Source organism: Gillisella vitis, from assembly GCF_021559775.1.
Taxonomy (GTDB): Bacteria; Pseudomonadota; Alphaproteobacteria; order Rhizobiales; family Rhizobiaceae; genus Allorhizobium; species Allorhizobium ampelinum.
This window is the reverse complement of the sequence record NZ_CP056047.1, coordinates 3408132-3432208: the sequence shown is the minus strand read 5'-3', so window position 1 is coordinate 3432208 and position 24077 is coordinate 3408132. Positions and strand designations below refer to the sequence as shown.

27 protein-coding genes are annotated in these 24077 nt (G+C 57.1%); 6 read left to right on the top strand and 21 right to left on the bottom strand.

The genetic code is table 11. The features are described 5' to 3' along the window. Nucleotides 1-80 precede the first annotated feature (80 nt). Both AVCG78_RS15825 and trxA read left to right on the top strand, forming a co-directional pair. Nucleotides 81-938, top strand: a complete 858-nt coding sequence (locus tag AVCG78_RS15825) for a DUF1402 family protein (RefSeq protein ID WP_234902116.1) — start codon at nt 81-83, stop codon at nt 936-938. 198 nt (nt 939-1136) lie between these two features. Continuing rightward, nucleotides 1137-1457 carry a thioredoxin gene (trxA, locus tag AVCG78_RS15820; protein ID WP_012654522.1) on the top strand — a complete coding sequence of 107 codons (321 nt, stop codon included), beginning with the start codon at nt 1137-1139 and terminating at the stop codon, nt 1455-1457. Between the two features lie 133 nt (nt 1458-1590). On the opposite strand, the gene AVCG78_RS15815 is transcribed toward trxA, so the two are convergent. Continuing rightward, nucleotides 1591-1995 carry a hypothetical protein gene (locus tag AVCG78_RS15815; RefSeq protein ID WP_071203238.1) on the bottom strand — a complete coding sequence of 135 codons (405 nt, stop codon included), beginning with the start codon at nt 1993-1995 and terminating at the stop codon, nt 1591-1593. Next, nucleotides 1992-2945 (bottom strand): DMT family transporter, encoded by a 954-nt coding sequence (locus tag AVCG78_RS15810; RefSeq protein ID WP_234665141.1) that lies wholly within the window; start codon nt 2943-2945, stop codon nt 1992-1994. Before AVCG78_RS15810 ends, AVCG78_RS15815 begins: the two co-directional genes overlap by 4 nt. Nucleotides 2946-3077: 132 nt before the next feature. Between AVCG78_RS15810 and AVCG78_RS15805 the strand changes: the two genes are divergently transcribed. After that, on the top strand, nt 3078-3686 hold the full coding sequence (locus tag AVCG78_RS15805) for a bifunctional transcriptional activator/DNA repair enzyme AdaA (protein WP_071203234.1): 609 nt from the start codon (nt 3078-3080) through the stop codon (nt 3684-3686). Here AVCG78_RS15805 and AVCG78_RS15800 read toward each other — a convergent pair. The 9 genes from AVCG78_RS15800 to AVCG78_RS15760 form a co-directional block, all read right to left on the bottom strand. After that, complete coding sequence (locus AVCG78_RS15800) at nt 3683-4354, bottom strand: DUF2161 domain-containing phosphodiesterase (protein ID WP_071203232.1); 672 nt, start codon at nt 4352-4354, stop codon at nt 3683-3685. The genes AVCG78_RS15805 and AVCG78_RS15800 overlap by 4 nt on opposite strands. A 108-nt stretch (nt 4355-4462) precedes the next feature. Then, nucleotides 4463-5806: a bifunctional folylpolyglutamate synthase/dihydrofolate synthase gene (locus tag AVCG78_RS15795; protein WP_234635064.1), complete on the bottom strand. Its 1344-nt coding sequence runs from the start codon at nt 5804-5806 to the stop codon at nt 4463-4465. A gap of 108 nt (nt 5807-5914) precedes the next feature. Further along, nucleotides 5915-6835: an acetyl-CoA carboxylase, carboxyltransferase subunit beta gene (accD, locus tag AVCG78_RS15790; protein ID WP_012654518.1), complete on the bottom strand. Its 921-nt coding sequence runs from the start codon at nt 6833-6835 to the stop codon at nt 5915-5917. A gap of 134 nt (nt 6836-6969) precedes the next feature. Next, the gene (gene trpA / locus AVCG78_RS15785; RefSeq protein ID WP_071203230.1) at nt 6970-7809 is read right to left on the bottom strand and encodes a tryptophan synthase subunit alpha; all 840 of its coding nucleotides are present in this window, start codon (nt 7807-7809) and stop codon (nt 6970-6972) included. 1 nt (nt 7810) lies between these two features. Then, nucleotides 7811-9031, bottom strand: a complete 1221-nt coding sequence (gene trpB / locus AVCG78_RS15780) for a tryptophan synthase subunit beta (RefSeq protein WP_071203228.1) — start codon at nt 9029-9031, stop codon at nt 7811-7813. Next, complete coding sequence (locus AVCG78_RS15775) at nt 9028-9702, bottom strand: phosphoribosylanthranilate isomerase (protein WP_071203226.1); 675 nt, start codon at nt 9700-9702, stop codon at nt 9028-9030. Before AVCG78_RS15775 ends, trpB begins: the two co-directional genes overlap by 4 nt. 41 nt (nt 9703-9743) lie before the next feature. Beyond that, on the bottom strand, nt 9744-10508 hold the full coding sequence (locus AVCG78_RS15770; protein WP_071203224.1) for a M48 family metallopeptidase: 765 nt from the start codon (nt 10506-10508) through the stop codon (nt 9744-9746). A gap of 110 nt (nt 10509-10618) precedes the next feature. Then, entirely contained in the window at nt 10619-11065 is a 447-nt protein-coding gene (locus AVCG78_RS15765) for a DUF2852 domain-containing protein (RefSeq protein ID WP_071203222.1), read from the bottom strand. Nucleotides 11066-11202: 137 nt separating this feature from the next. After that, nucleotides 11203-12498 carry a polyhydroxyalkanoate depolymerase gene (locus AVCG78_RS15760; RefSeq protein WP_071203220.1) on the bottom strand — a complete coding sequence of 432 codons (1296 nt, stop codon included), beginning with the start codon at nt 12496-12498 and terminating at the stop codon, nt 11203-11205. Between the two features lie 420 nt (nt 12499-12918). Between AVCG78_RS15760 and AVCG78_RS15755 the strand changes: the two genes are divergently transcribed. After that, on the top strand, nt 12919-13515 hold the full coding sequence (locus AVCG78_RS15755; RefSeq protein WP_071203218.1) for a nitroreductase family protein: 597 nt from the start codon (nt 12919-12921) through the stop codon (nt 13513-13515). A gap of 161 nt (nt 13516-13676) precedes the next feature. Here AVCG78_RS15755 and gyrB read toward each other — a convergent pair whose 3' ends face one another. From gyrB to AVCG78_RS15730, 5 genes are all read right to left on the bottom strand, one after another. Further along, a complete protein-coding gene (gene gyrB, locus AVCG78_RS15750) occupies nt 13677-16112 on the bottom strand; it encodes a DNA topoisomerase (ATP-hydrolyzing) subunit B (protein WP_070152498.1) in 2436 nt (811 codons plus the stop codon). Between the two features lie 125 nt (nt 16113-16237). After that, the gene (locus tag AVCG78_RS15745) at nt 16238-16633 is read right to left on the bottom strand and encodes a helix-turn-helix domain-containing protein (RefSeq protein ID WP_012654509.1); all 396 of its coding nucleotides are present in this window, start codon (nt 16631-16633) and stop codon (nt 16238-16240) included. Continuing rightward, nucleotides 16630-17208: a Smr/MutS family protein gene (locus AVCG78_RS15740; protein WP_041696027.1), complete on the bottom strand. Its 579-nt coding sequence runs from the start codon at nt 17206-17208 to the stop codon at nt 16630-16632. Before AVCG78_RS15740 ends, AVCG78_RS15745 begins: the two co-directional genes overlap by 4 nt. After that, nucleotides 17208-18353 (bottom strand): murein transglycosylase A, encoded by a 1146-nt coding sequence (gene mltA / locus AVCG78_RS15735; protein WP_071203216.1) that lies wholly within the window; start codon nt 18351-18353, stop codon nt 17208-17210. The genes AVCG78_RS15740 and mltA overlap by 1 nt, the downstream gene beginning before the upstream one ends. Further along, nucleotides 18350-19048, bottom strand: coding sequence for a Tim44/TimA family putative adaptor protein (locus tag AVCG78_RS15730; protein ID WP_071203214.1), 699 nt, complete (start codon nt 19046-19048; stop codon nt 18350-18352). Before AVCG78_RS15730 ends, mltA begins: the two co-directional genes overlap by 4 nt. A gap of 121 nt (nt 19049-19169) precedes the next feature. Here AVCG78_RS15730 and AVCG78_RS15725 point away from each other — a divergent pair, with 121 nt between their 5' ends. Together AVCG78_RS15725 and secB are read left to right on the top strand one after the other, a co-directional pair. Beyond that, on the top strand, nt 19170-19703 hold the full coding sequence (locus AVCG78_RS15725) for an FxsA family protein (protein ID WP_071203212.1): 534 nt from the start codon (nt 19170-19172) through the stop codon (nt 19701-19703). A gap of 93 nt (nt 19704-19796) precedes the next feature. Then, nucleotides 19797-20258, top strand: a complete 462-nt coding sequence (gene secB / locus AVCG78_RS15720; protein WP_012654504.1) for a protein-export chaperone SecB — start codon at nt 19797-19799, stop codon at nt 20256-20258. Between the two features lie 79 nt (nt 20259-20337). Here the strand turns inward: secB and dnaQ are convergent, their stop codons facing one another. The 5 genes from dnaQ to AVCG78_RS15695 all read right to left on the bottom strand — a co-directional run bounded on the left by dnaQ (nt 20338) and on the right by AVCG78_RS15695 (nt 24032). Beyond that, complete coding sequence (gene dnaQ / locus AVCG78_RS15715; protein ID WP_071203210.1) at nt 20338-21048, bottom strand: DNA polymerase III subunit epsilon; 711 nt, start codon at nt 21046-21048, stop codon at nt 20338-20340. A 94-nt stretch (nt 21049-21142) separates the two neighbouring features. Beyond that, on the bottom strand, nt 21143-21730 hold the full coding sequence (coaE, locus tag AVCG78_RS15710) for a dephospho-CoA kinase (protein WP_071203208.1): 588 nt from the start codon (nt 21728-21730) through the stop codon (nt 21143-21145). Continuing rightward, nucleotides 21727-22587: a shikimate dehydrogenase gene (locus tag AVCG78_RS15705; RefSeq protein ID WP_071203206.1), complete on the bottom strand. Its 861-nt coding sequence runs from the start codon at nt 22585-22587 to the stop codon at nt 21727-21729. The genes coaE and AVCG78_RS15705 overlap by 4 nt, the downstream gene beginning before the upstream one ends. Further along, the gene (locus tag AVCG78_RS15700; RefSeq protein WP_156601707.1) at nt 22580-23179 is read right to left on the bottom strand and encodes a Maf family nucleotide pyrophosphatase; all 600 of its coding nucleotides are present in this window, start codon (nt 23177-23179) and stop codon (nt 22580-22582) included. The genes AVCG78_RS15705 and AVCG78_RS15700 overlap by 8 nt, the downstream gene beginning before the upstream one ends. A 31-nt stretch (nt 23180-23210) precedes the next feature. Further along, nucleotides 23211-24032: a pyruvate, water dikinase regulatory protein gene (locus AVCG78_RS15695; protein ID WP_071205335.1), complete on the bottom strand. Its 822-nt coding sequence runs from the start codon at nt 24030-24032 to the stop codon at nt 23211-23213. Between the last annotated feature and the right edge of the window lie 45 nt (nt 24033-24077).

The following is a 24077-nucleotide window of genomic DNA, read 5'->3' as shown; positions in this document are numbered from 1 at the left end:
TAGCTCTGGTCTTTATTCTCTCGGTTTCATGTGCTTTTTCCGCCGCCTTCGTGCCGGAAATCCAGGCTGCCGAGGTGCGGATGGTGCCTGCGGGCAATCGCAATGCCGAACAGCCCCCCATTCCCGGTGCATCGAAGCAGCGCACCAAGGAAACCAAGACCACCTTCGATCTGAAATACGAGAAGATTCGCGATCTGCTGATCAAGGATCGTCAGTTGATCGGCAAGATCAAGAAAACCGCGGCGGCCTATAATATCGACCCGATCCACATCGTTGGCGCGCTGGTCGGTGAGCATACCTATAATGTCGATGCCTACGACACATTGCAAAGCTACTATGTAAAGGCGGCCTCCTATGCCGGTCACACGTTCCGCTTTGCCTATGATGGCGAGGATGTCGATGATTTCGTCGCCCGCCCGGAATTTGCCGCCTGCGCCGAGTTGAAGGATTCTGCCAAGCTGTGGACCTGCCGGGAAAATGTCTGGGAAGACAAGTTCCAGGGCAAGCGGGTCGGAAACAAGAGCTTTCCCAACAACCGCTTCAGCGCGGTGTTTTTCCAGCCTTTCTATGCCGGGCAAACCTTTGGCCTTGGCCAGATCAACCCGCTGACGGCATTGATGCTGACCGACATGGTCCATCAGACATCCAGCTACCCTAAGCTGGACGAGAAGGATGCGGCAGGGCTCTATAAGGCCATCATGGACCCGGATACCTCGCTCGCCTATATCGCGGCGATCATCCGCAAATCCATCGATGACTATAAAACCTATGCCAATGTGGATATTTCCAACAATCCCGGCCTGACGGCGACGCTTTACAATGTCGGGAACTCCGAGGCGCGAGCCCGGGCGCTGGGACGTCGCGGCGGCCTGCCGGAAGAAAATTACTATGGCTGGCTGGTCAATGACCGGCTGAAAGAACTTGAAGGCCTGCTTTAGGCCCTGTGAGGGCCTCATCTTTGTAACGTCCTCTGCAAACTAAAGCATTTGGACGGCGTCGCCACGCGAAACAAAAATCGGCGCGGGGCTATAACGTTTTGTCTTGGCTGACGCCTGACAATTGCAATGCGCTTTAAGTTGAAATCCTCACAATAACCATCATATATGTGACAACAGGAATTCTCCAAGGAGCAGCCAATGGCTACGGTAAAAGTCGATGCAAGCAATTTCGAAGCGGAAGTTCTACAGTCTGTAGAGCCTGTCGTGGTGGACTTCTGGGCCGAATGGTGCGGCCCCTGCAAGATGATCGCCCCCAGCCTGGATGAAATCTCCACGGAAATGGCCGGCAAGGTCAAGATCGCCAAGCTCAACATTGACGAAAACCCAGAACTCGCCGCCAAATTCGGCGTCCGCTCCATCCCCACGCTCGCCATGTTCAAGGGCGGCGAAGTGGCTGACATCAAGGTTGGCGCTGCCCCGAAGACGGCTCTGTCCAGCTGGATCGCTGGCGCTGCTTGAGTGGCGGCTAGAAACTAGTGTGCGAAGAAGCCCGGTTTTGCCGGGCTTTTTTGTGCGACTGTCGTGAGAAAACAAATCGCAGGTGAATGGGGCTTGGCGCGCTCATCTCAGATGCTCTACCCTCCTGCCTTGCTTATTTTCGAAGACTTTGGACAAAATCGGCAGCCTCTCGCGTGATAACGATGATCTCGTTAGTATTTCCGATTTCCCATGGCGGAAGTTGTTCCCAGCATCGCGTGCTGGGCCCCCATAAAATGGCCTCCCGATGAAGTTCACCGCCCAATGTCCACCAACAAATTTGAATACGCGTGTCTCCGGCCGGGAGATTTGAGCCAATTGCAAAGCCTTGCCTTGTGACTTCAGCCGAATCGATGATCGATATGACACGCGACCTTATGAGATATTTCATAAGCGCTATAACCTCTGGAGCATCAATTTCAGCTTCCGAGGTTGGCGGGGTGAGATAAAGCCCGAAACGCCATCCTTGCTCACACCAGTCTTCTTGCGCACATGTACACGCTTCAAAAGCTTCCATCATGCTTCGTCTCTTGCCCGGGGCGAGCGTAAAGGAACGGTCACGGCGATCACCCCGAAGACAATCAGCGTCATGCCGATGAGGGTTGACCATTTAAAACTTTCCCCGAGGAAGAAAATACCGAGGGCGACGGCGAATCCGGCGCGCAGATAGCTTCCACTGGTAGTGCCCAGAGGCCCGAGGGTTTGCACCAGGCGGAAATAGATGACCATAGCGATAGCCGTGCAGAGGACGGCGAGAACGAGCACGGCAATAATTGCCTCCGGCGTCGGGGTAAGGGTCCAAGGATGTTCGATGACAATGGCCGCCGGCAGCATCATGATTGCCGCACAACTCATAGCTCCTGCCGACGTGACGATCGCAGGGAGACCGGCAAAACGCTGCCCCCACATTGGAGCCACCGCGTAACAAAGACTTGCCGCCAAGACTGCCGCTTGGGCTAAAGGGGCAGTGGTATGTCCGAACGACTGAAAGCCGATCGTGATGACAACGCCGGCGAGGCCAACCACAACGCCGACGATTTTTTGCGTGGTGATGCGCTGGCCTCCATATCCCGTTGTCATGGCGATCAGCAGCACGAACATAGGAGGTGTCGCATTAAGCACCCCGGCAAGGCCGCTTGAGATATGCTGCTCGCCCCAACTGATGAGCGTGAAGGGGAGTGCGCTTTGAAGCAAACCTTGAACGAAGAACGCGGCCCATGTTGCGCCCGTTCGAGGCAAAGAAAACCCGCGCATCTTCACAAAAAGAACCAGCAAAAGCGCCGCGATCGTTACACGCGCCGCCGTCATGGTCAGAGGCGGCACAGTGTCGGCGGCAACTTTGATCAAGGTGAAAGAGCTGCCCCAAATGAGTGACAGCAACAGCAGCAAGCCGATCTCTGCGGCAATGCGCATATGCCCTTGACCACCTGGTGCAATTCCAATTTCAGTGCCTGTTGTTTTTGATTTCACGACGATTCCCTCTCGAATTGATCGGCAAGATCGATCGGAGTCCTGAAGGATGCTCGCTGGAATCGGACTTCATCGCCTGATCAGGTCCGATTCCAGCTACTCTGGGAAGGATAGCGGCGCTAAAGTCCTTTGATGGTTATAGTTTCTCCCGACTTGCAGACGTTGCCACCGCATCTGGACCGCGAAACGTGCGATAGCGCGCGGCTTGCCCGCGATAAGACTTTTGACGGCCTGTTCTTTTCAGGTGTTCGCTCGACGCGGATTTATTGCCGCCCGGTTTGCCCAGTGCGGCCCGCTCACTCGAAGAATGTTACATTCTATGCAACAGCAGCGTCAGCGGAGCGGGCGGGCTTTCGGCCTTGCCTTCGTTGTAGGCCAGAGGCAGCGCCCGGCTCGCCAGCATGGATGGGAACGGCAACCACGGTCGCGCGCGGGATGCGCCTGATCGAACAAGGGTTCCTCGATCAAGGGTCGGTTGCCGATCTTGCCGACATGCTTGGTGTTGGCCCGCGCCATCTCCTGCGGCTGTTCAGGCATCATACAGGTGCGAGCCCAAGTGAAATAGCAGCAACGAGGCGTGTGCAGAAGGCAAAGAGGTTTATCGACGAGACGGACATGCCCCTAACTGAGGTCGCATTCGCATCCGGTTTTGGTAGCGTCCGGAGATTCAACGACTCGTTTCAGGCAGTCTATAAGCGAGCGCCATCGTCGTTTCGACGTCCGAATGGCAGGGTTATCTAGGCATCAGCTCCAACCGCTCGCACCTGCGGCCACCGCTTCAGCGCGTCTTGCCCTGCATCCGTCAACCCATAAACGCCGCGCTCAACCCGCTCAAACCAGCCATAGACATTAGAGAGCAGAATCTTCCCGGCATCCGGGACCGCTTTGCGCACATCACCAACCCGCGTCGGCCCGGCGAGAAGAATTGCGGCACAGGCAAGGGCGTTCTGGCGGTAGGCGGTCATCACAGGCATTCGGGTGCTGCCGCCAAGGGCCGGGTCGCCGCGCCGGGTCTGGTGTTCGCGCATCAGGCGGGAGCGTCGTTTGGGATTAGTGCGTGGCATGGGCGAAACGGAGCCGACGATGATGCTAACGTCACCGCTGGCGGAGACACCGAGCATGCCGATGCCGAGACGGCGGCAGAGGTCGCGGTAGCGCTTGTCGGCCTCCCGCCCCCTGCCCTTGGCGGAGATTTTCGCGGCAATCCAGACCTCGTCGGATATGGCTGCCCGGTCTACGGCCTGGAGGATGAGTTCCAGATTGAAACTCAGTTTCAGTTCGCAGACCACCACGACGGATGGATCGTCGGCGCTCAGGCCCACGAGATCACAGCCGCCGATTTCGCCTTTGACGGTATAGCCTGTTTTTTCGAGAAACGATTTCACAGGTAGATAAAGGGATGTTTCCATGGGGATCGCGCATTAGGCCGGAGAATCACTCGGCCACCCTATAGTGATGCCGATGGGGAAACATCGTTTATCGCAATGTCAGGCAGGATATGACGCAGGACGCAAACGCTATCTCGGCGGCGTGCCATTATCCGCCAGCACATTGCCGACCACATAAAGCGAGCCACCAATCAGGATTCGCGGGGCAATCTCTTCTGCATTAACCCGGCTACGGATCGCCTCCAGCGCTTCCGCGACCGATGAGACCGGCTCTGCGGGAATTCCGGCATCGTAGGCGGAACTGGCCAGCGCAACTGGGTCTAAGGCGGCGTCAGTGCCGCGGATTGGTACGGTGAACGCTTGGATGGCCAAGCCTTCAAAGGCCTTGAAATAGCCGAGCGGGTCCTTGGTGTTGAGCATTCCGGTGATCAGGTAGAGCGGGCGGGACTGGCGTTCTTCAAAGCCTGCCATCGCCTCGGCAATCACTTCACCGGCACCGGGATTATGGCCGCCATCCACCCAGATTTCGGCGCCCTTCGGCGCGTGGTCCAGCAGTGCGCCCTCCGTCAGCTTTTGCAGGCGGCCCGGCCATTCAACGCTGTGCATCGCGGCCTCAGCCATGGCTTCGGTCACGGTGAAGCCAGCGGAGCGCACGGCGCGGATGGCCGCTGCGGCATTGGCAAATTGGTGGCGACCCGGCAGTTTTGGCAGGGGCAGATCCATCAGGCCCGTTTCATCCTGATAGACCAGCCGTCCATGCTCCTCGAACGCCAGATAATCCTGACCGAACACCGAGAGCGGACAGCCCAATCGCTCGGCAATATCCACCAGCGCCTCGCGGGCGGCGGCAAATTCCTGATGGCCGATCACCACCGGTCGCCGTCTTTTCATGATCCCGGCTTTCTCGGCAGCGATCAGCTCCACCCGGTCGCCCAGATAGGCCTGATGGTCAAAAGAAATCGGCATGATGACGGAGACAGCGGGCCGGTCCACCACATTGGTACAATCCAGACGCCCGCCCATGCCGACTTCCATAATCACCGCATCAGCGGGAATTTCAGAAAACAGCAGGAAAGCGGCAGCCGTCAAAATTTCAAAGACGGTGATGTGCTGGCCCGCATTGGCGACCGCCACTCGTTTCAAGGCATCGGCGAGCGAGCCATCGTCAACGATCTGCCCTTTGCCGCCTTTGACGCCAATCCGGTAACGCTCGTGCCAATTGACCAGATGCGGTGACGTGTGAACATGAACGGCAAGGCCGCCAGCTTCCAACAGCGCACGCGAAAATGCGCTGACGGAGCCTTTGCCATTGGTGCCAGCCACATGGATCACCGGTGGCAACTTGTCCTGTGGATTGCCCAGCACTTCGAGCAAGCGCCGCATACGCTCCAGGGTCATGTCAAAACCCTTGGGATGCAACTGCATCAATTCATTGATGACCTGTTCAGCCTGGCTCAGCGTATTCTCTATCATGGGGCGGTTCCAGGCTTGCAAGTCGTTTTGAGGGCCGGAGGCAGTAAAACTGCTCCCGGCTTTAGGCATGTCAGGCGGCGATTGCCGTCACTATATCACCCAAGGCGATCAGGCGGAAACCGCGCGCGAGGCCTCGATGACCGACAAGGTCTTGTCATCATTGGCACCAACCACCGTTGCCGGCTGCTTCGTCAGGATTTTCAGAGTGCGGGCCAGGGTCGCCGGAATATCGTGGCGCTTGACCACCATATCGACCATGCCGTGCTCCAGCAGATATTCCGAGGTCTGGAACCCCTCCGGCAGCTTTTCGCGGATGGTCTGCTCTATCACGCGCTTACCGGCAAAGCAGATTTCAGCACCCGGCTCAGCGATATGAAGATCGCCCAGCATGGCATAAGAGGCCGTCACGCCACCCGTGGTCGGATTGGTCAGCACAACGATGTAAGGCAGGCCTGCTTCCTTCAGCAAATCGACGGCAACCGTGGTGCGCGGCAATTGCATCAGCGACAGAATGCCTTCCTGCATACGCGCCCCGCCCGAAGCCGGGAACATCACCAGCGGGCATTTTTCCGCAATGGCCCGCTCGAACGCCTTGACGATGGCCTCACCGGCAGCAATGCCCAGCGAGCCGCCCATGAAGTTGAATTCATGCACGACGGCCACCAGCTTCAGGCCTTCAACCGTGCCGAGACCGGCGACAATCGTGTCTTCCTGCTCGGTCTTGGTGCGGCTATCCTTCAGGCGGTCGCTGTATTTCTTGGAATCGCGGAACTTCAGCGGGTCCTGCGCCACTTTCGGCTGGGCGAAAGCTTCGTACTTGCCGCCATCGAACAGATCAGCCAGCCGCGCCTTGGCGGGCATTTTCATGTGATAGCCGGAGGCGGGAACAACCCACTTGTTCTCTTCCAGATCCTTATGAAAGACCATTTCGCCGGTTTCGGGGCACTTGATCCAGAGATTGTCCGGAACATCGCGACGGCCCAGCATGGAATTGATGCGGGGGCGAACGTAATTGGTAATCCAGTTCACTTTGAATACTCCTTGATCGCGCACTTCCGGGATCGGCGGGCCGGCATCCGAAAAGGCTGAAAACAGACAATCAGGAAGAGGTGGAGCCCACTCGGGCTCCGCGTCTTCCAAGGCAATAGCCCATTTTAGAAGGACTATTGCGCAACCGCAAGCCGGGCAGTCTGGACGCCGCTTGCCAGCCCACGCACTAGGGTTACCACCGATTGCACCGTATCCGCCGTCGCCTTATCATCCTTGGTCAGGCTCAGTGCGACCTGATTGACAATGGCCGTACCGACCACGACGCCATCGGCGCTGGCCCCAATCAGCCTTGCATGTTCCGCCGTTTTCACGCCGAAGCCAACGCAGATCGGCAGATCGGTATGGGCCTTGATCCGCCCAACAGCACCGGCAACCTTGGACGGATCGGGCAAAGCCGAGCCGGTAATGCCGTTCATCGATACATAATAGACGAATCCAGAGGTGTTTTGCAGCACCATCGGCAGGCGCTTCTCATCCGTGGTCGGCGTCGCCAGACGGATGAAATTGATATCGCGCTTGCGCGCGGGCAGGCACAATTCATCGTCCATTTCCGGCGGAAGATCGACGACAATCAAACCGTCAATGCCCGCGTCCAGCGCGTCATCCAGGAATTTTTCAACGCCATAAACATAGATTGGATTGTAATACCCCATCATGACGATCGGCGTAGCCTGATCACCCTTTCGGAATTCCCGCGCCATATCCAGGGTTTTTACCAGGGTCTGCCCGGCCTTCAGGGCGCGCTGACCGGCCATTTGGATGGCAGGACCATCGGCCATCGGGTCGGAAAACGGCATGCCAAGCTCAATCACGTCGGCACCAGCCTGCGGCAGCGCCTTCATAATCGCCAGCGACGTTTCGAAATCCGGATCGCCGCCCATGAAATAAGTGACGAGAGCGGGACGGCCCTCTTCCTTCAGATCGGCGAACCGTTTGTCCATACGCTGCGTCATATCAGAGCCCCATTCCCAGAATCTTGCCGACCGTGAAGATATCCTTGTCGCCGCGTCCGCAGAGGTTCATCAGGATTATCTCGTCCTTGCCCATTTTCGGAGCGCGCTTCATCACCTCCGCCAGGGCGTGGCTGGGCTCCAGCGCCGGAATAATACCTTCGGTGCGGGTCAGAAGCTGGAAAGCCTCCAGCGCTTCGGTATCCATGATCGGCACATATTCCACCCGGCCGATATCCTTCAACCAGGAATGTTCCGGACCGATACCCGGATAATCAAGCCCGGCCGAAATCGAATGGCCATCCTTGATCTGCCCGTCGCTGTCTTGCAGCAGATAGGTGCGGTTGCCATGCAGGACGCCAGGGGAGCCTGCGGTCAGCGAGGCGCAATGCTCATTGCCATCAAGCCCCTTGCCGCCAGCCTCGACACCGATCATCCGCACGCTCTCATCATCAAGGAACGGATGGAACAGGCCGATGGCATTGGAGCCACCGCCGACAGCTGCCACCAGCATATCCGGCAGGCGGCCTTCAGCAGCCATCATCTGCTCGCGGGATTCCTTGCCGATCACCGACTGGAACTCGCGGACCATTTCCGGATAGGGATGCGGACCGGCAGCCGTGCCGATCATGTAATAGGTCTCATCGACATTGGTGACCCAGTCGCGCAGGGCCTCGTTCATCGCATCCTTCAAGGTGCCATGACCTGAAGTAACCGGGCGGACTTCCGCACCGAGCAGCTTCATGCGGAAGACGTTCGGCGCCTGGCGCTCCACATCGGTGGCCCCCATATAGACGATGCAGGGCAGGCCGAAGCGGGCCGCCACGGTGGCCGAGGCCACGCCGTGCTGACCGGCACCGGTCTCGGCGATAATCCGGGTCTTGCCCATGCGTTTGGCCAGCAGGATCTGGCCGAGACAATTATTGATCTTGTGCGAACCGGTATGGTTCAACTCGTCGCGCTTGAAATAGATCTTGGCGCCACCAAGTTCCGCCGTCAGCCGCTCGGCAAAATAGAGCGGGCTTGGACGCCCGGTATAATGGGTGTTGAGGTGATCGAGTTCAGCCTTGAAGCTGGGGTCGGTCTTGGCATTTTCCCATTCCGCCTGCAGATCCAGGATCAGCGGCATCAAGGTTTCGGCCACGAAGCGGCCGCCGAAAATGCCGAAACGGCCATCTTCATCCGGCCCGGACCGGAAGGAATTCGGGATTGGGTTCTGGTTCACTGTACACTCCCTGAAACCGGCGCTGTGGCCGTTGCCAGCCTGACGGCGGCGAAGAACTGATCCATCCGTTCGAGATCCTTGACGCCCGGCGCGCTTTCGACGCCGGAAGACACATCCAGGCCTCGCGCTGCCGTCTCGGCAAGGGCTTGCCCGACATTGTCCTTGTTGAGCCCACCCGAAAGCATGTAATCGACCTCTGCGTCAAGATCGCGCAGCAGACGCCAATCGAAGGTGACACCATTGCCGCCCGGCAGATCGGAGCCTTCAGGCGCCTTGGCATCAAGCAGAAAACGATCTGCTATCCCTATATAGGCATCAATCTGCAAAAGATCAGCGGGTTCGCGGATGGAAAACACCTTCATGACAGGAAGACCGTAGAGCGCCTTGATGGTCAGCACCTGCTGCGGGCTCTCATGGCCATGCAATTGCAGGATATCCGGGTTCAGCAGGTAAACAATATCATCAAGATCATCTGTGTCTGCATCGACGGTGACGGCAACGATCTTCGCCCTGCCCCGCGCCTTTTCGGCAATGCGTCCGGCAATGTCGGGTTCGATATGTCTTGGGCTTTTCTCAAAGAAGATGAAGCCGACATGGGTGGCCCCCAGGCTGACAGCCTTTTCGACGGCTTCCTCGGTCTTCAATCCGCAAATTTTGACATCAGGTTTCATGTCAGCGAAGTGACATGAAATCGGCTCGGAGTCGAGCCAAATCAGTCAAAATCGAGGGCATGCAGTTCCGATCCATGCCGCTTCAACCAGGACTTGGCCTCGTCCATGCCGGGGCAAAGACGTTTGCACAGCGCCCAGAATTGCGGGCCGTGGTTCATTTCCTTCAAATGCGCCACTTCATGGGCGGCAAGATAGTCGATCACCGAGGGTGGTGCCATGACGATACGCCAGGAAAAGCTTAAATTGCCATCCCAGGAGCAGGAGCCCCAACGGCTGCGGGTGTCCTTCAGCGCTAGGCTTTTTGCCGGTTTTCCAAGTCGCCCGGTATGGATGGCGACCAGCCGCTCCAGATCAAGCCGTGCTTCCTTTTTCAGAAAGGCCGATAACCGGCGACCGGCATGTTCCGGCAGGCCGCTGATGCGGATCACCGGTTCGCCATTTTCCATCAGCACCTGGGTCACGCCGCGCAGCTGGCCTGTATGCTCGATACGATGCGCAACGCCGCGCAGCGAGATCATGCCCCCTGCCCTGACTTTCGTATCATCGGAAAAGCGGGCTAACTTGTTTTCCAGCCAGCCACGATGCCGCTCGATAAAATCGTTGACGTCGCCTTGGCGCACCCCTTTGGGAATGGTCATTTTCAGGCCCCGGCCACCGGGCTCGATCCGCAGGGTGATGCGGGTGGCGCGCAGGTTTTCGCGAATGGCAAGCGGCACAGGTCGGCCAGCCACCAACAGCTCACGGCTCTCTGGCACCTTCGGCTTTTTTGCCACTCTGGTCGGGCTTCGCAAAAACAAGGGAAACATCTGGGTCTTTTACCTGATTCGTTCCAGTCGTGGCCTTATATCCGTTATCGAGAGCCATAAAAAAAGCCGAGATCCAAAAGGATCTCGGCCTTTGCAAAATCACATGATGGTCAGTCCGGAGTGAAAGTCTGGACATCGCTGCCGCGGTCATCGCGGCGGCTGGCATTGCGCTGGTTCATGAAGCGGTTGAATTCATCCTGATCCTTGGCGCGCTGCAATTCCAGGACATAGGCCTCGAATTCTTCACGCATTTCTTCAAGCTTGCGGCGTTCCTGCTCGATACGCTCCAGCTCGGCGACACGCCATTCATCGAAGGCGAGGTTACCACTGGAGGCGCTAAAGCGGTTGCGATTGCGTGAGCGGCGGCTGCCGCAGCATTTTGAAAACATGGCGTCCATAGCCTCATTTGCGTTCCGTTTCGATGTGCGGAAGCGATCGCCCCATAAAATATAGGCAAGCATGGCAAGGCCAAGCGGCCAGAAGATCACGAAGCCGAGCACCATCATGGCAATCGTCGCAGGCGTCCAGCCCGGACGCAGCAATGCTGATTGGTTCATTCCATTATCCTCGTTACGTCCGGCAAGCACCATGCGACCGGACATATTCGAGATGGGAATGGCGGATACAACCTTCAAGCGTACGTCATTCGTAATTTGCTAAATCACTTGAAAAATTCGGGAAATTCGATTTTCCCTCAGGCCGACTTTCCACCCTTGATGACGCGCTTCACCATCGTTGCCCGCTTTACCGCCGAGGTCGGTTGATTGGAATGCTGCTTGGCAAAAGCAACGATGCGCGGTGCGATCTCCCGACGGAACCGAGAGCCGGTGAAGACGCCGTAATGGCCGACATCCGGCTGCATGTAATGCATGCGCTTGTCATCGGCGAGATTGGTGCAGAGCGTCTGTGCCGCCTTTGTCTGGCCGACGCCGGAAATATCGTCGTTCTCGCCTTCGACCGTCAAAAGAGCCACATTGCGGATGGCGCCGCAATCGACCGGCTTGCCACGATGCATCAACTCGCCCTTCGGCAGGGAATGCCGCATGAACACGGCTTCCACCGTTTGCAGATAGAACTCAGCTGTCAGGTCCATGACCGACAGATATTCATCATAGAATTCCCGGTGCTTTTCGGCGGAATCACCGTTGTTCTTCACCAGATGCACATAGAAATCTTTCTGGGCAATCATATGCCGATCGAGATTCATCGACATGAATCCGGAGAGCTGAAGGAAGCCCGGATAGACGGGCCGCAGGAAGCCCGGCTGTGGCCAGGGAACGTTCATGATGACGTTTTCCTCAAACCACTCAATCGGCTTGTTCTTGGCCAGCTCATTAACGGCTGTCGGATTGATGCGCGTATCGATCGGGCCACCCATCAATGTCATGGAGGATGGCACAAATTCATCGTTTTCCGCCTCCATCCGGGCCACGGCAGCCAGCACGGGAACGGAGGGCTGGCAGACGGCGACGAGATTGGTGTTTGGGCCGAGATGATGCAGGATCTCGATCACGTAATCGACATAGTCATCGAAGTCGAAAGTTCCGTCCGTCATCGGCACCATGCGGGCATCGATCCAGTCGGTAATATAAACATCGGCACTCGGCAGCAAGGCCTCGACCGTGCCGCGTAACAAGGTGGCGTAATGGCCTGACATCGGCGCGACGATCAGGATTTTTGGGTCGTCACTCCGGGGCTGGGTCAGGCTCCGGTTGAAATGAATGAGATTGCAGAACGGCTTGGACCACGTGACTTCCTCAGTTATCTTCACAGGCGATCCGTCGATCACCGTGGTCGGAAGACCGAATTCGGGCTTGCCATAGCGCCGCGTGTTGCGCTCGATCACCTCGAAGCCTGCGGCCATTGTCCGGCCTATAACGGTGTGAGTCAGCGGGTTCAGCGGATTGCGGAAGGCTAGACGCATGGCATCTGCCGTGGCCCGCAAAGGAGCCATGGCTGCGTGATTCATTTCATACAGTTGATAAAACATCGATGCGATCCGCCTCTTCCCTGTTGTCACTCATCCAAAGCTAAACTGGACCAGTCAAGCCAAGGTTCCGGCCAGAGTTCAAAGGGGTAAAGAAATTGCTTAACCCCCACCACTATCGACCATTGACCAGATAGTATGCACAGAAACCTTTATACTTCATAGATTTTATTGCGCGAATCCGTCCATGGGATTTCACACCTTGACAAAGGAGTGATGGGGCTTTCCGGTGCTTTTCGGCCATGGTTGCTACACCTTGCCGGTCGCGGCCACACACCCTATGTGCCGCGAAGAGGTTTGGTCAGGTGTTTCGCAACTCTGCCGTAAAATCAGTGACAATGTTTCGGGATAAATATGCTGATCGCAATGATGCGACCCCTGTGCCACCTTGTTTCGAGACTCCCACATTTTTGAGGTTTGATAATGACAAGCAGCAATCATCGTAACGCCACCCATGACATTCACCCGATCTTCCTGGATCGCTGGTCGCCCCGCGCCTTCACCGGCGAGACCATGAGCAAAACCGAATTGCTGACCATTCTTGAAGCGGCTCATTGGGCGCCCTCGGCTTTTAACTACCAGCCTTGGCGCTTCGTCTATGCCTTGAAGGGCGATGAACATTTCGATGCCCTGCTGGGTGCCCTGATCGAATTCAACCAAGGCTGGGCCAAGAATGCCTCCGCTCTGGTTTTCGTCATTTCCGATACGCTGAGCCGCTCGCCCGACGGCTCCGCGCCGAAGCCTTCGCGCAGCCACAGCTTCGATGCCGGTGCTGCCTGGGGTTATCTGGCACTTCAGGCGATCCACTCCGGCTTCCATGCCCATGGCATGACCGGTGTGGATTTCGACAAGGCCGCCAACGTGCTTGGCGTTCCCGCCGATTTCCACATCGAAGCCGCTGTGGCCATAGGAAAACTGGGGGACAAATCGATCCTGCCGGAAGGCTTGCAGGCAAAGGAAGTCCCCAACGACCGTAAGCCGTTGGACGCCGTGGTTTTTGAGGGTAAATTCAAGGCCTGAACGGCTATTCCGAAGGGTCAGTGAATGATCCCTCGTATAACGGCACCGTCCAAAAAGCGGAACGCTTGGTGCTGTAAAGCCGAATGTTTCACGTGAGTCACGAAAAAGGCCGTGCTTTTTTACAAAGCACGGCCTTTTAATGTTGTTATCTTTGACGTCCGTCAAATGTCCAGATTGGCGACATTCAGGGCATTTTCCTGGATGAAATCGCGGCGTGGTTCCACCTCATCGCCCATAAGGCGGGAGAACAGGCTATCGGCATCGGTGGCGTCATTAACGCGGACCTGCAACAGCGAGCGTACATTCGGATCGAGCGTGGTTTCCCACAGCTGCTCGGCGTTCATCTCGCCAAGACCTTTATAGCGCTGCATGGACAGGCCCTTGCGACCGAAGGAGAACACCGCATCCAGCAGGTTGCGCGGACCGGAAATGGTCTGCTGCCCATCCTTGCGGGTCAGTACCGGCGGTTGGCCATAGATATCGTTCAAGCGGGTGGCGAGCTGGTCGATATGGCGGGCGTCGGAGGAACCGATCAACGCCACATCCAGCGCCGCCACTTCCTTGACCCCACGCACCATGCGCTCGAAGCGCAGGCCGCCCTCTTCCGTCACGAAGCCTTCCCAGCCCCGTTCGGTTTCCTCGGCGATCAGGTCGAGACGCTTGGCGACTTCCGCCGCCGTCTGCTCGGCCCGTTCGCGGTTGGCGGTCAGTTCGTGATTCAATGCACCGACGACGGCGGCCTGTTCCACGACATTGCGATTGTAGCGCGAATGCAATCCATCGATCAGGCTGCGAAGGCGTAGCGCGTCCTGCACCACTTCGCGCAGATCCTGTCCAGCGCGCACTTCGCCGCTGCCGAGCTTCAGCGAAGCATCGTCCAGGCCCATGCCGATCAGATATTCTTCCAGCGCCTTTTCATCCTTCAGATACTGAATGGATTTGCCGCGTGTAACCTTATAGAGCGGCGGCTGGGCGATATAGAGATGGCCGCGCTCGATCAGTTCCGGCATCTGGCGGAAGAAGAAGGTCAGAAGCAATGTGCGAATATGCGCGCCGTCGACGTCAGCATCGGTCATGATGATGATTTTGTGATAGCGCAACTTGTCGGCATTGAACTCGTCTTTGCCGATGGACGTGCCAAGCGCGGTAATCAGCGTGCCGATTTCCTGGCTGGACAGCATCTTGTCGAAACGGGCGCGTTCCACATTAAGGATCTTACCGCGCAGTGGCAGGATCGCCTGGCGCTCACGCGAGCGGCCTTGCTTGGCGGAACCACCAGCCGAGTCACCCTCGACGAGGAAAAGTTCGGATTTGGCCGGATCACGCTCGGAGCAGTCGGCGAGCTTGCCGGGCAGCGAGGCGATATCCAAGGCGCCTTTGCGGCGGGTCAGCTCGCGGGCTTTGCGGGCGGCTTCGCGGGCAACGGCAGCTTCCACCACCTTGCCCACAAGGATCTTTGCCTCGGTCGGATGTTCCTCGAACCAGGTGCTGAGCGCTTCGTTGACCAGGCTTTCGACCACGGGCCGCACTTCCGACGAAACCAGCTTGTCCTTGGTCTGCGACGAGAATTTCGGATCGGGTACTTTGACGGACAGAACAGCCGACAGGCCTTCACGGCAGTCTTCACCCTGAAGGGTGACCTTTTCCTTCTTGGTTATGCCGGAACTGTCGGCATAGGAGGTAATCTGGCGGGTCAGCGCGCCGCGGAACCCGGCCATATGCGTGCCGCCATCGCGCTGAGGAATGTTGTTGGTGAAGCACAGTACATTTTCATGATAGCTGTCGTTCCACCACATCGCGACTTCGACGGTAATACCATCCTTCTCGCCGCGAATGGCAACAGGATTGCTGACCAGCGGCTTTTTCGAACGGTCGAGGTAGCGCACAAAGGCTTCCAGGCCGCCATCATAGAGCATTTCTTCCTGGCGGATATCGGACTTGCGTTTGTCGGTCAGCAGAATGCGGACACCGGAATTAAGGAAGGCGAGCTCGCGAAGGCGATGCTCCAGCGTTCCATAATCGAACTCGACCTGGGTAAAGGTTTCCGTGCTGGGCAGAAAGGTGATCTCCGTGCCGGAGCGGCCTTGATAATCGCCCGTCACGGCCAACGGTGCATCGGCAACGCCGTGGGTGAAGCTCATTTCATGAACCTTGCCATGACGGCGGATCTTCATGGAAAGCTTGACAGACAGCGCATTGACAACCGAAACGCCAACCCCGTGCAGACCGCCAGAGACCTTGTAAGAATTCTGGTCGAACTTACCGCCGGCATGAAGCTGGGTCATGATGACTTCGGCCGCCGAAATGCCTTCGCCGGTATGGATGTCGGTGGGAATACCACGACCGTTGTCGGTCACGGTCACTGATCCATCCGCGTTCAGCGTTACCGTGACTATATCGGCATGACCGGCAAGCGCCTCGTCAATAGCGTTATCGACGACTTCATAGACCATATGATGCAGGCCGGACCCATCATCCGTATCACCGATATACATGCCGGGACGTTTGCGGACAGCATCGAGGCCTTTCAGCACCTTGATGGAGTCAGCACCATAGGCAGTGCTGGCGGCATTTGCTTCATCGGTTGTTTCAGTCATTCAGCGATCTTTCCAGTGTCATAAGCAATATGCGTGGCCACGACAAAAATTATGGCGAATCACACACGTTGGCACTTTCCGACTATAGGGATTTTGCGGCGACTTCCAAATCGCAGCCATGAAATTCAGCAGGCTTCCACGGGATTTCCAGGGTTTTGACGGTCCCGCTCGCTTCTGCTCAGGAGTGCATTGAGATCTTCTATCACATCGGGCGACAAGGTGCGAATCATCCCTGCAAGCCGGTTGGCAAAAGCAGTATGGGCGGCAGGCAGACCAGCGGTATCCAGCGTTACCCTGGGATGGGAAAGGCCCGCTATTGCAAACAGGTCATCGGCCTCATCCCAGATGATGTTGAAATAGCCGGCGATGCGTTGCAAGAGATCGAAACTCGGCTTGCCGCGCCGTCCGTGTTCGAGCGCCGACAGATAGGCCGGTGTCACACCAATCGCCTTGGCCATGTCCTTCTGGCTCACTCCCTTGCGCTCCCGAAGCCCGCGCACCGCATCGCCGAAGGGAGTCATTGTCCATCCCCGCCAAATCGCTCTCCGCCCTGGCGCGCCAAGCGGACATAAAGCGCGCCCTCCCCGCCGTGATGATGGGCCGCTGGCTCATGGGAAGAAATCAGGTAACGGAACTCCGGCTTGGAAAACCATAGCGGCACCGCCCGTTTCAAGGCGCCTTCGCTGCCCATCGAACTGCCCTTGCCGGTGATGATCAAGACGTGGCGAAGTCCACGCTCGTGGGCGCGCACCAGAAATTCCAACAGGATGGCGTGGGCCTCACTCTGGAACAATCCGTGCAGGTCGATGCGGGCTTCCAGCTTGAGCTTGCCGCGCGACAGCTTGCGCTTGACGGGACGCTCCAGCGGATGGTGGAGGCCGGACGGTTTCTTCGGTTCAGGCTTTGCGGCGGAACTTTCGAGCGAGGCACGCATGGCGGCAAGGCCGGGTTCCAACACTTTTGACGCTTCCAATTCCGTCAAGGCGTCTTCAAAGGCGGTCAACTCTTCCAGGCGACCGGCCATGGGTCGGGTGGTGCGCGCCACCTTGCCCCACAAAATCCGATCTTCCGTACTGATCCTGTCCCTGCCCGCCATCAACCAAACCTCGACTCGACCCTTTTAGCGGCCTGTTTCGGGATAAGGATATAGAAATCCGCGTCATTGCGCACCGCCCCAGCGAGATTTCCTGCTTCATCGCCAGAGCCGGTAAAGATGTCACCGCGCGCCGGTCCGACAATCGCCGAACCGGTATCGAGCGCCAGCATCAATCGCGCAAACGGTTTGCCGCTATTCAATCCAGTCGGATCTTGGGACGTCAGGGTGTGGGAATGAATGAAAAACGGAAAGCCGAATGTATGGATCGTCCGGTCCACCGCCAAGGATCGTCCCGCCACCAGCGGCACCTTCGCCGCCGCGATCGGACCGCGTGACAGATCACCGACCTCAGCTTCACGGAAAAAGATATAGGACCGATTGTGCCGTAAGACCTCATCGACCTGATCGGGATGAGACGCGAGCCAGGCGCGGATCGCCTGCATCGACATAGCCTCGGGAGGAATTTCACCGCGCTTTAGCAGCAATCCGCCGATACCGGAAAAAGGATGACCCGCCTTGGCCGCATAGGTAATCCGCCCAACTCGCCCATCAACATAACGCAGCCGTGCGGCACCCTGGACATGGACGAAAAACACATCGACTTTCGATTTCGCCCAGGCAATTTCCAGCCCGCGTCCCTCTAGAAAGCCCTGGTCGATGGCCTGACGATCCGGATAATAGGTCACGCCATCATCAATCTTGCGTCCAAACACATATGACGGATCGATGTTTCCAGGCCGGTTTTGATCGTCAAGATCGATCAAATCCTCAGGTCTGCGGTAAAACGGAAAGCGGTAGAGATCGTCAGGATGATCGGAAACCTCGATGTCGGGCTCGTAAAAAGCCGTAACGAAACCCGCCTTCCCATCCGTGCGCGCTATACGAAAAACCTGGCATTCGACTTCCAGCAGGTGGCGCAATGCGTCGCCATCTGCTCGTGGCAATGCCGCTGCCTTTTCAAGCAGCGGCACAAGATCCTGTGCGGTCAAGCCCAACTGGCCGGGCCGGTAAGGCTTGACCGTGGTGAGATAATCCAGGCAATCGGCCATGGCCGGCAAAAGCGCCGAGGGATCATCCGCGTCCCAACCGGGGAGTTGGTCGAAACCAACAGGCTCCAGCCGAAACTTCGTCGCTTCACCACTCATTGGTCGGATTCGGTGGCGATCAGCTTCCAGTTCGGATCGCGTGAGCGCGTGTCGCGGGCAAAGGTCCAGATATCGTTGACATCGCCAACCGACTCCGCGTCGCCCTCTATCACCGCGCCTTGGCTGTCATAGGTGGCGGAAATCAACTGGCTGACCAGACGTACGGTGATCTGGACTTCCTGATCCCGGACTTCGGCATTGGTAATTTCCGCCTTGTCGATACCGACAAAAGTGGACTTCATCACTTCGCCGCGCTGTTCGCGCTCGGTGATCGCCGCATCGAAACCGTCATAGACTTCACGCGACAGCAGATCCTTCAAACTCTTCCTGTCGCCAGCTGCAAAGGCTGTGACGATCATTTCGTAGGCCATGCGCGCACCGTTGAGGAATTCCTTCGGCACGAAACTCGGATCAACCTCCACGATCTGGCGCAATTGCTGGTTCAGCGGGGTGCCAGCCGGGGCATAGGCGTCGATCGCCGTCTGGCGTTCCTCGCCATCGGCCTCATCGCGGCGCGGCAAAGTCACGACCCGTGCATCTTCCGCTTCCGGCGATGCGGCACCCGGCCGTCCAGCGAAAGGATCTTTCGGTGGCTTTTCATTGCCCGTGCGACGTCCCAATACGCTACGCAGCTGCCAGAAAATCAGGACCGCAGCCACCAGAAAGAAGAGAGTCACAAAATCATTAGAACCCATTGCCACCGCACCGCTGTTTAATTTGAAGCTTTCTCACTCCATATAGTCTGCCTGGATGCTGCATTCAAATAGCCGATGCCACTTCTTTAGGTTCACACGATAATCGTTTAAAGGAAACCAAATGCGACTGACCGCCCTTTTCCTGTTGCTACTGCCTTTGATGGAGATCGCCGGCTTTGTCCTGGTCGGGCAATGGCTGGGTGTTCTGCCCACGCTGGCGCTGGTGGTCGGCTCCAGTCTGCTCGGCCTCCTGGTGCTCCGCAGCCAGGGGATCAGCCTCGCCCAGCGCCTGCGCCGTCCACGTTCGGGCGATCCGGAACGAGCGGCCAAAGGCGTCCTGAGTGGCACGGCACAGATGTTCGGCGGACTATTGCTGATATTGCCGGGCTTCATCACGGATATTCTTGGCCTGCTGCTCCTGGTGCCAATGGTGCGCTCTGCGCTTTGGAAGATCATCAGCCCAAGACTTGTCTTCGTGCAGCGCGGCGGGCGGGGACCTGGCTGGCAACAGCGGCCAGGCGGACCGTCGTCATCAGGACCAGGCCCGGCAAAAGCGGAGGACATCATCGATCTCGATGAAAAGGATTATCAAAGACACAATCCCAACGGCTCCTCTCCCTGGACCCGGTTGCCAGGGGATGAGGGCAAGGGATGAGTGCCAATGGGTAAGCGCCAGGGGCGAAAGGCTTGTAAGGCCCACCTTGAAATGATAGATGGCCTCGAACCATAAAAGCCTTGAGGAACCCCAATGGCCAATGAAAACAGCAATGGGGCGGAAAGCCCGTCCCTGAATATCCTTGCACAATATATCAAGGATCTGTCCTTCGAAAATCCGGGTGCACCGCGCTCGCTCCAGGCCCGGGACAAGGCCCCTTCGATCAATATCAACGTCAATGTCAACGCCAACCCGCTGTCGGATAATGATTTCGACGTGGTCCTGTCGCTGACCGCCGAAGCGCGTGATGACGATAAAGTGGTTTTTGCAGCCGAACTGGTTTATGGCGGCGTCTTCCGCATCACCGGGTTCCCGCAGGAACATATGCTGCCGGTGCTGTTCATCGAATGCCCGCGCCTGCTCTTCCCGTTTGCACGCCAAATCATCGCCGATGCTACACGCAATGGCGGTTTCCCGCCGTTGATGATCGATCCGATCGATTTTGCCCAGATGTTTGCCCAGCGCTTTGCCGAGGAGCAAGGTCGGGTCAACTGATCCTTGTGCGATCAGCTCTTTATCTCACCACAAAAAAGCCCGGTCGATCCGGGCTTTTTTTTATCGAAGGCGATGGCTGTTATTCGCCTTGATTGTAATGCGCCCAGATCGCTTTCTGGCCGAGCCGCTTGACCAGGGCTGCATGGCGCTCCTGTTCGGCCTCGGTTAGACGCGACGCCAGTGTTTTCGGACGGGCGGCAATATCCACCGTCACATTGCTATCCTGAGTGCGGGATCGCTTGTCGCTGTTTCCAGACTGCTCAAGACCGAAGGTCGCCTGGCGGCCGCCCAGCATTTCGATATAGACTTCAGCCAGAAGTTCGGAATCGAGCAAGGCGCCATGCTTGGTGCGATGAGAATTGTCGATACCATAGCGTCGGCAAAGTGCATCGAGCGAGTTTGGACCCATCGGGTGTTTGCGCCGCGCCAGAGACAAGGTATCAACGACATGCTCCGGCCCGACCAGCGGACGACCCAACCGCTCAAACTCGGCATTGATAAATCCCATGTCGAATGTGGCATTATGCGCCACCCATTTTGCGCCATCGAAAAAAGCGACCAGATCCTCGACGATATCGGCGAAGACCGGCTTGTCCTTCAAAAACTCAGGTGTAATGCCGTGAACCGCCAAGGCATCCGGGTGAATGGCCCGGTCGGCAGGATTGATATAGACGTGAAAACTGCGACCGGTCGGGAAATGATTGAACAATTCGATGCCACCGATTTCAATCACCCGGTCCAGCTTGCTTTCCAGTCCGGTGGTTTCCGTATCGAAAACGATTTCCCGCATTATTGCTCCATTGTCAGGTTTTGGCTGCTGGCAGATCACTATTCCGACGCCACGCCATTTTCCATGTTCCCAGAAAAACTCTGGCGGTTCGATTTCAGGTTTGACCGCGCAACGTAGAAACGATGGCCTTCACCTGTGTCTGTGCCACTTGGAGGCCTTGTCCGGTTTCGATCACAAAATCGGCGCGAGCGCGCTTTTCGGCATCCGGCATCTGCCGCGACAAAACCAGTGCCAGCTTTTCTTCGCTCCAGCCTGGTCGCGCCAGAACCCTACGCCTTTGTGTATCGGCATCACAACTGACGACAACGACCTTATCAAGCCGTTTTTCTCCGCCGGTTTCAAACAGCAGCGGAATATCGAAAACAACCAGATCGGCGCCCGCCAATTCCTGATCTTCCAGAAAGTCCTGTTGCTTGTCGCGCACCAGCGGGTGAACAATTGCCTCGAGTTGTTTAAGTTTACCCGGATTCTGAGCCAGAGTCCGACTGAGAATTTCCCGATCTACGACTCCAGAAATAACCGCTTCGGGAAACACCGCGCCGATCGGAGCAACAGCATCGCCCCGGTACAAGTCATGCACCGCCGCATCCGCATCATAAACCGGCACACCTTCCTGGCGAAAAAAATCTGCCGTCGTTGTCTTGCCCATGCCAATAGAGCCCGTGAGGCCGATGCGGATCATCGCTGCTTCTCCAGATCGGCAATCAACAATTGCCGCAAATCATCCGTGACCTGTGGGCGGACGCCGAACCATTTTTCAAATCCAGGTACGGCCTGATGCAAAAGCATGCCAAGACCATCCACAGTGGCAAAGCCTGCCGCCCTCGCCTGCCGCAACAAGCCAGTTTCCAGCGGCGTGTAGACGATATCCGTTACCAAAGCGCCGGGTGACAGCCTCTCCCAGTCAATCTGTGGAACATCTTCACCATTCATGCCAAGAGACGTGGTGTTGACCAAGAGGTCCGCGCCCTGCAAAACCTCCTGCAGTTGCTCTCTTCCATGTGCATGGACGGCCGCACCAAAATGATCCGCCAGGTCCTGCGCTCGCGCCAGGGTCCGATTGACAACATGAACATGCTGCAGTCCCCGATCCAGTAAACCCTGAATGATCGCCCGACTGGCACCACCCGCCCCCAGCACCACAGCCTTACGCGCCTTGTCCCAGCCGGCATGGCCTTGGTCCAGATTGGCCAGAAAACCGTAAACATCGGTATTGGTGGCGTGAATAAGCCCATTTTCAAGCCAAAGCGTATTAGCCGCCCCAAGTTGCCTTGCCACCATGTCGGGGACATCTGCTATCTGAAAAGCCGCTTCTTTATGCGGAATGGTAATGTTACCACCCCGATAGCGTGTCTTGCCTGACTTCATTCGGGCGAAGAAATCCGCGATGTCTGCAGGGTCGATCTCCAGTTTATCATAGCCACCGATGAGACCGTGCTGTTGAAGCCAATAGCTGTGAATGATCGGCGACCGTGAATGCTTGATTGGATAGCCGGCAACAAAGGCGCCCGTCAGAAATGTTTCACGTGAATCATGCATGCACAATATCCAATTCGCGTAGTTTCTCCATCAAAGGCAAGAGCGGCACGCCGACAATGGTAAAATAGTCCCCGACGATATCCGAAAACAACTGCACGCCCAAGCCATCGATCTGGTAGCCACCAACGCTTTTCAGGATCGCCCCGCCTGCCCGATCGAGATAATCGTCCAGAAACGTCTCACTGAACATCCGCATCGTCATCCGAGCCTGGGAGACATGGCGCCAGATCACCTCACCCTGTTTCGCCAGCGCCAACGCGCTATAAAGCACATGGGTTTCACCCCGCAGGCTGAGCAATTGGTCACGAGCGGAGCTGATATCCTTCGGTTTATGATAGATCCGTTCGCCCAGAGCCAAAACCTGATCGCCGCCGATCACAACACCATCCGGCGCCTGTCGGCTCACGGCTAAAGCCTTTTCGCAGGAAAGCACCTGAGCCAGCTCTTGCGGCGACACGTGCTGATGTTCGGCCCGACCTTCGATTTCGCGCTCATCGAGATCCGGTGCCATGGCCGTGAAGCGCAAACCAGCCTGCTCCAGCAATTGCCGGCGGAAAGGGCTGGTCGATGCAAGAATAACGGGAATTATCATGATTACCTCAACTTTAATAAACCATCCGGCATTAGCGCGGCTTGGCACGCAGCGCAATGATTGCCGCCGCTGTCTCTTCAATTGATCGCCGCGTCACATCGATCACCGGCCAATTGTGACGGGCACACAGCGAACGGGCATATTTCAATTCTTCCGCAATGCTCGCCCTGTCCGTATAATCGCTTGGATCGAAACCACTGACAGTCCCCAATTCACGATGGCCGCGAACTTGTGAAATTCGATCAGACGTCGCGATCAATCCAACGATCAATGGCCCTTTTGCAGCGAGCAGCGATTCCGGTAAGGGCGAATCTGGCACGATGGGAATATTGGCGGTCTTAATCCCACGATTGGCAAGATAGATGCTGGTCGGGGTTTTCGACGTACGACTGATCCCTACCAGAACGACGTCGGCCTGATCGTAATCCTCGGCCATCTGGCCATCATCGTGATCCATCGTGTAATTCAGCGCCTCAATACGCGCAAAATAATCGGCATTCATCACATGCTGGGCGCCGACGCGCCGACGCGCCAGTGGACCAAGATAGGCCTGAAACGTCCCGATAACAGGCTCAAGCACGTTAACGCTGGGTACACCGATCTCGATACAACGCCGATCAATAAAGTCCGCCAGCTCCGGATCGACAATGGTGTAAAGCACGATGCCGGGTTCCTTATCGATTGATTGGAGCACGGCATCCGCCTGCCGGCGGTTGCGCACCAGCGGATAGACATGCTCGATCGGATTGGAATGCGGAAACTGAACCGCTGCTGCCCGTCCAGCCGAGATCAGTGTTTCTCCCGTTGAGTCAGAAATGAGGTGCAGATGAAAGAAGTTTTTTCTGTTCTCCACGCTATCCTGACCCTGCTGTTGATAGACCTGTAGAAATCAGCCTCA

Coding starts and splice junctions, on each gene's coding strand:
- AVCG78_RS15825 (WP_234902116.1), top strand. CDS start 81: ATGGTGCCTGCGGGCAATCGCAATGCCGAACAGCCCCCCATTCCCGGT.
- trxA (WP_012654522.1), top strand. CDS start 1,137: ATGGCTACGGTAAAAGTCGATGCAAGCAATTTCGAAGCGGAAGTTCTA.
- AVCG78_RS15815 (WP_071203238.1), bottom strand. CDS start 1,995: ATGATGGAAGCTTTTGAAGCGTGTACATGTGCGCAAGAAGACTGGTGT.
- AVCG78_RS15805 (WP_071203234.1), top strand. CDS start 3,078: ATGGTTATAGTTTCTCCCGACTTGCAGACGTTGCCACCGCATCTGGAC.
- AVCG78_RS15800 (WP_071203232.1), bottom strand. CDS start 4,354: ATGGAAACATCCCTTTATCTACCTGTGAAATCGTTTCTCGAAAAAACA.
- AVCG78_RS15795 (WP_234635064.1), bottom strand. CDS start 5,806: ATGATAGAGAATACGCTGAGCCAGGCTGAACAGGTCATCAATGAATTG.
- trpA (WP_071203230.1), bottom strand. CDS start 7,809: ATGACGCAGCGTATGGACAAACGGTTCGCCGATCTGAAGGAAGAGGGC.
- AVCG78_RS15775 (WP_071203226.1), bottom strand. CDS start 9,702: ATGAAACCTGATGTCAAAATTTGCGGATTGAAGACCGAGGAAGCCGTC.
- AVCG78_RS15770 (WP_071203224.1), bottom strand. CDS start 10,508: ATGTTTCCCTTGTTTTTGCGAAGCCCGACCAGAGTGGCAAAAAAGCCG.
- AVCG78_RS15765 (WP_071203222.1), bottom strand. CDS start 11,065: ATGAACCAATCAGCATTGCTGCGTCCGGGCTGGACGCCTGCGACGATT.
- AVCG78_RS15760 (WP_071203220.1), bottom strand. CDS start 12,498: ATGTTTTATCAACTGTATGAAATGAATCACGCAGCCATGGCTCCTTTG.
- AVCG78_RS15755 (WP_071203218.1), top strand. CDS start 12,919: ATGACAAGCAGCAATCATCGTAACGCCACCCATGACATTCACCCGATC.
- gyrB (WP_070152498.1), bottom strand. CDS start 16,112: ATGACTGAAACAACCGATGAAGCAAATGCCGCCAGCACTGCCTATGGT.
- AVCG78_RS15745 (WP_012654509.1), bottom strand. CDS start 16,633: ATGACTCCCTTCGGCGATGCGGTGCGCGGGCTTCGGGAGCGCAAGGGA.
- AVCG78_RS15740 (WP_041696027.1), bottom strand. CDS start 17,208: ATGGCGGGCAGGGACAGGATCAGTACGGAAGATCGGATTTTGTGGGGC.
- mltA (WP_071203216.1), bottom strand. CDS start 18,353: ATGAGTGGTGAAGCGACGAAGTTTCGGCTGGAGCCTGTTGGTTTCGAC.
- AVCG78_RS15730 (WP_071203214.1), bottom strand. CDS start 19,048: ATGGGTTCTAATGATTTTGTGACTCTCTTCTTTCTGGTGGCTGCGGTC.
- AVCG78_RS15725 (WP_071203212.1), top strand. CDS start 19,170: ATGCGACTGACCGCCCTTTTCCTGTTGCTACTGCCTTTGATGGAGATC.
- secB (WP_012654504.1), top strand. CDS start 19,797: ATGGCCAATGAAAACAGCAATGGGGCGGAAAGCCCGTCCCTGAATATC.
- dnaQ (WP_071203210.1), bottom strand. CDS start 21,048: ATGCGGGAAATCGTTTTCGATACGGAAACCACCGGACTGGAAAGCAAG.
- coaE (WP_071203208.1), bottom strand. CDS start 21,730: ATGATCCGCATCGGCCTCACGGGCTCTATTGGCATGGGCAAGACAACG.
- AVCG78_RS15705 (WP_071203206.1), bottom strand. CDS start 22,587: ATGCATGATTCACGTGAAACATTTCTGACGGGCGCCTTTGTTGCCGGC.
- AVCG78_RS15700 (WP_156601707.1), bottom strand. CDS start 23,179: ATGATAATTCCCGTTATTCTTGCATCGACCAGCCCTTTCCGCCGGCAA.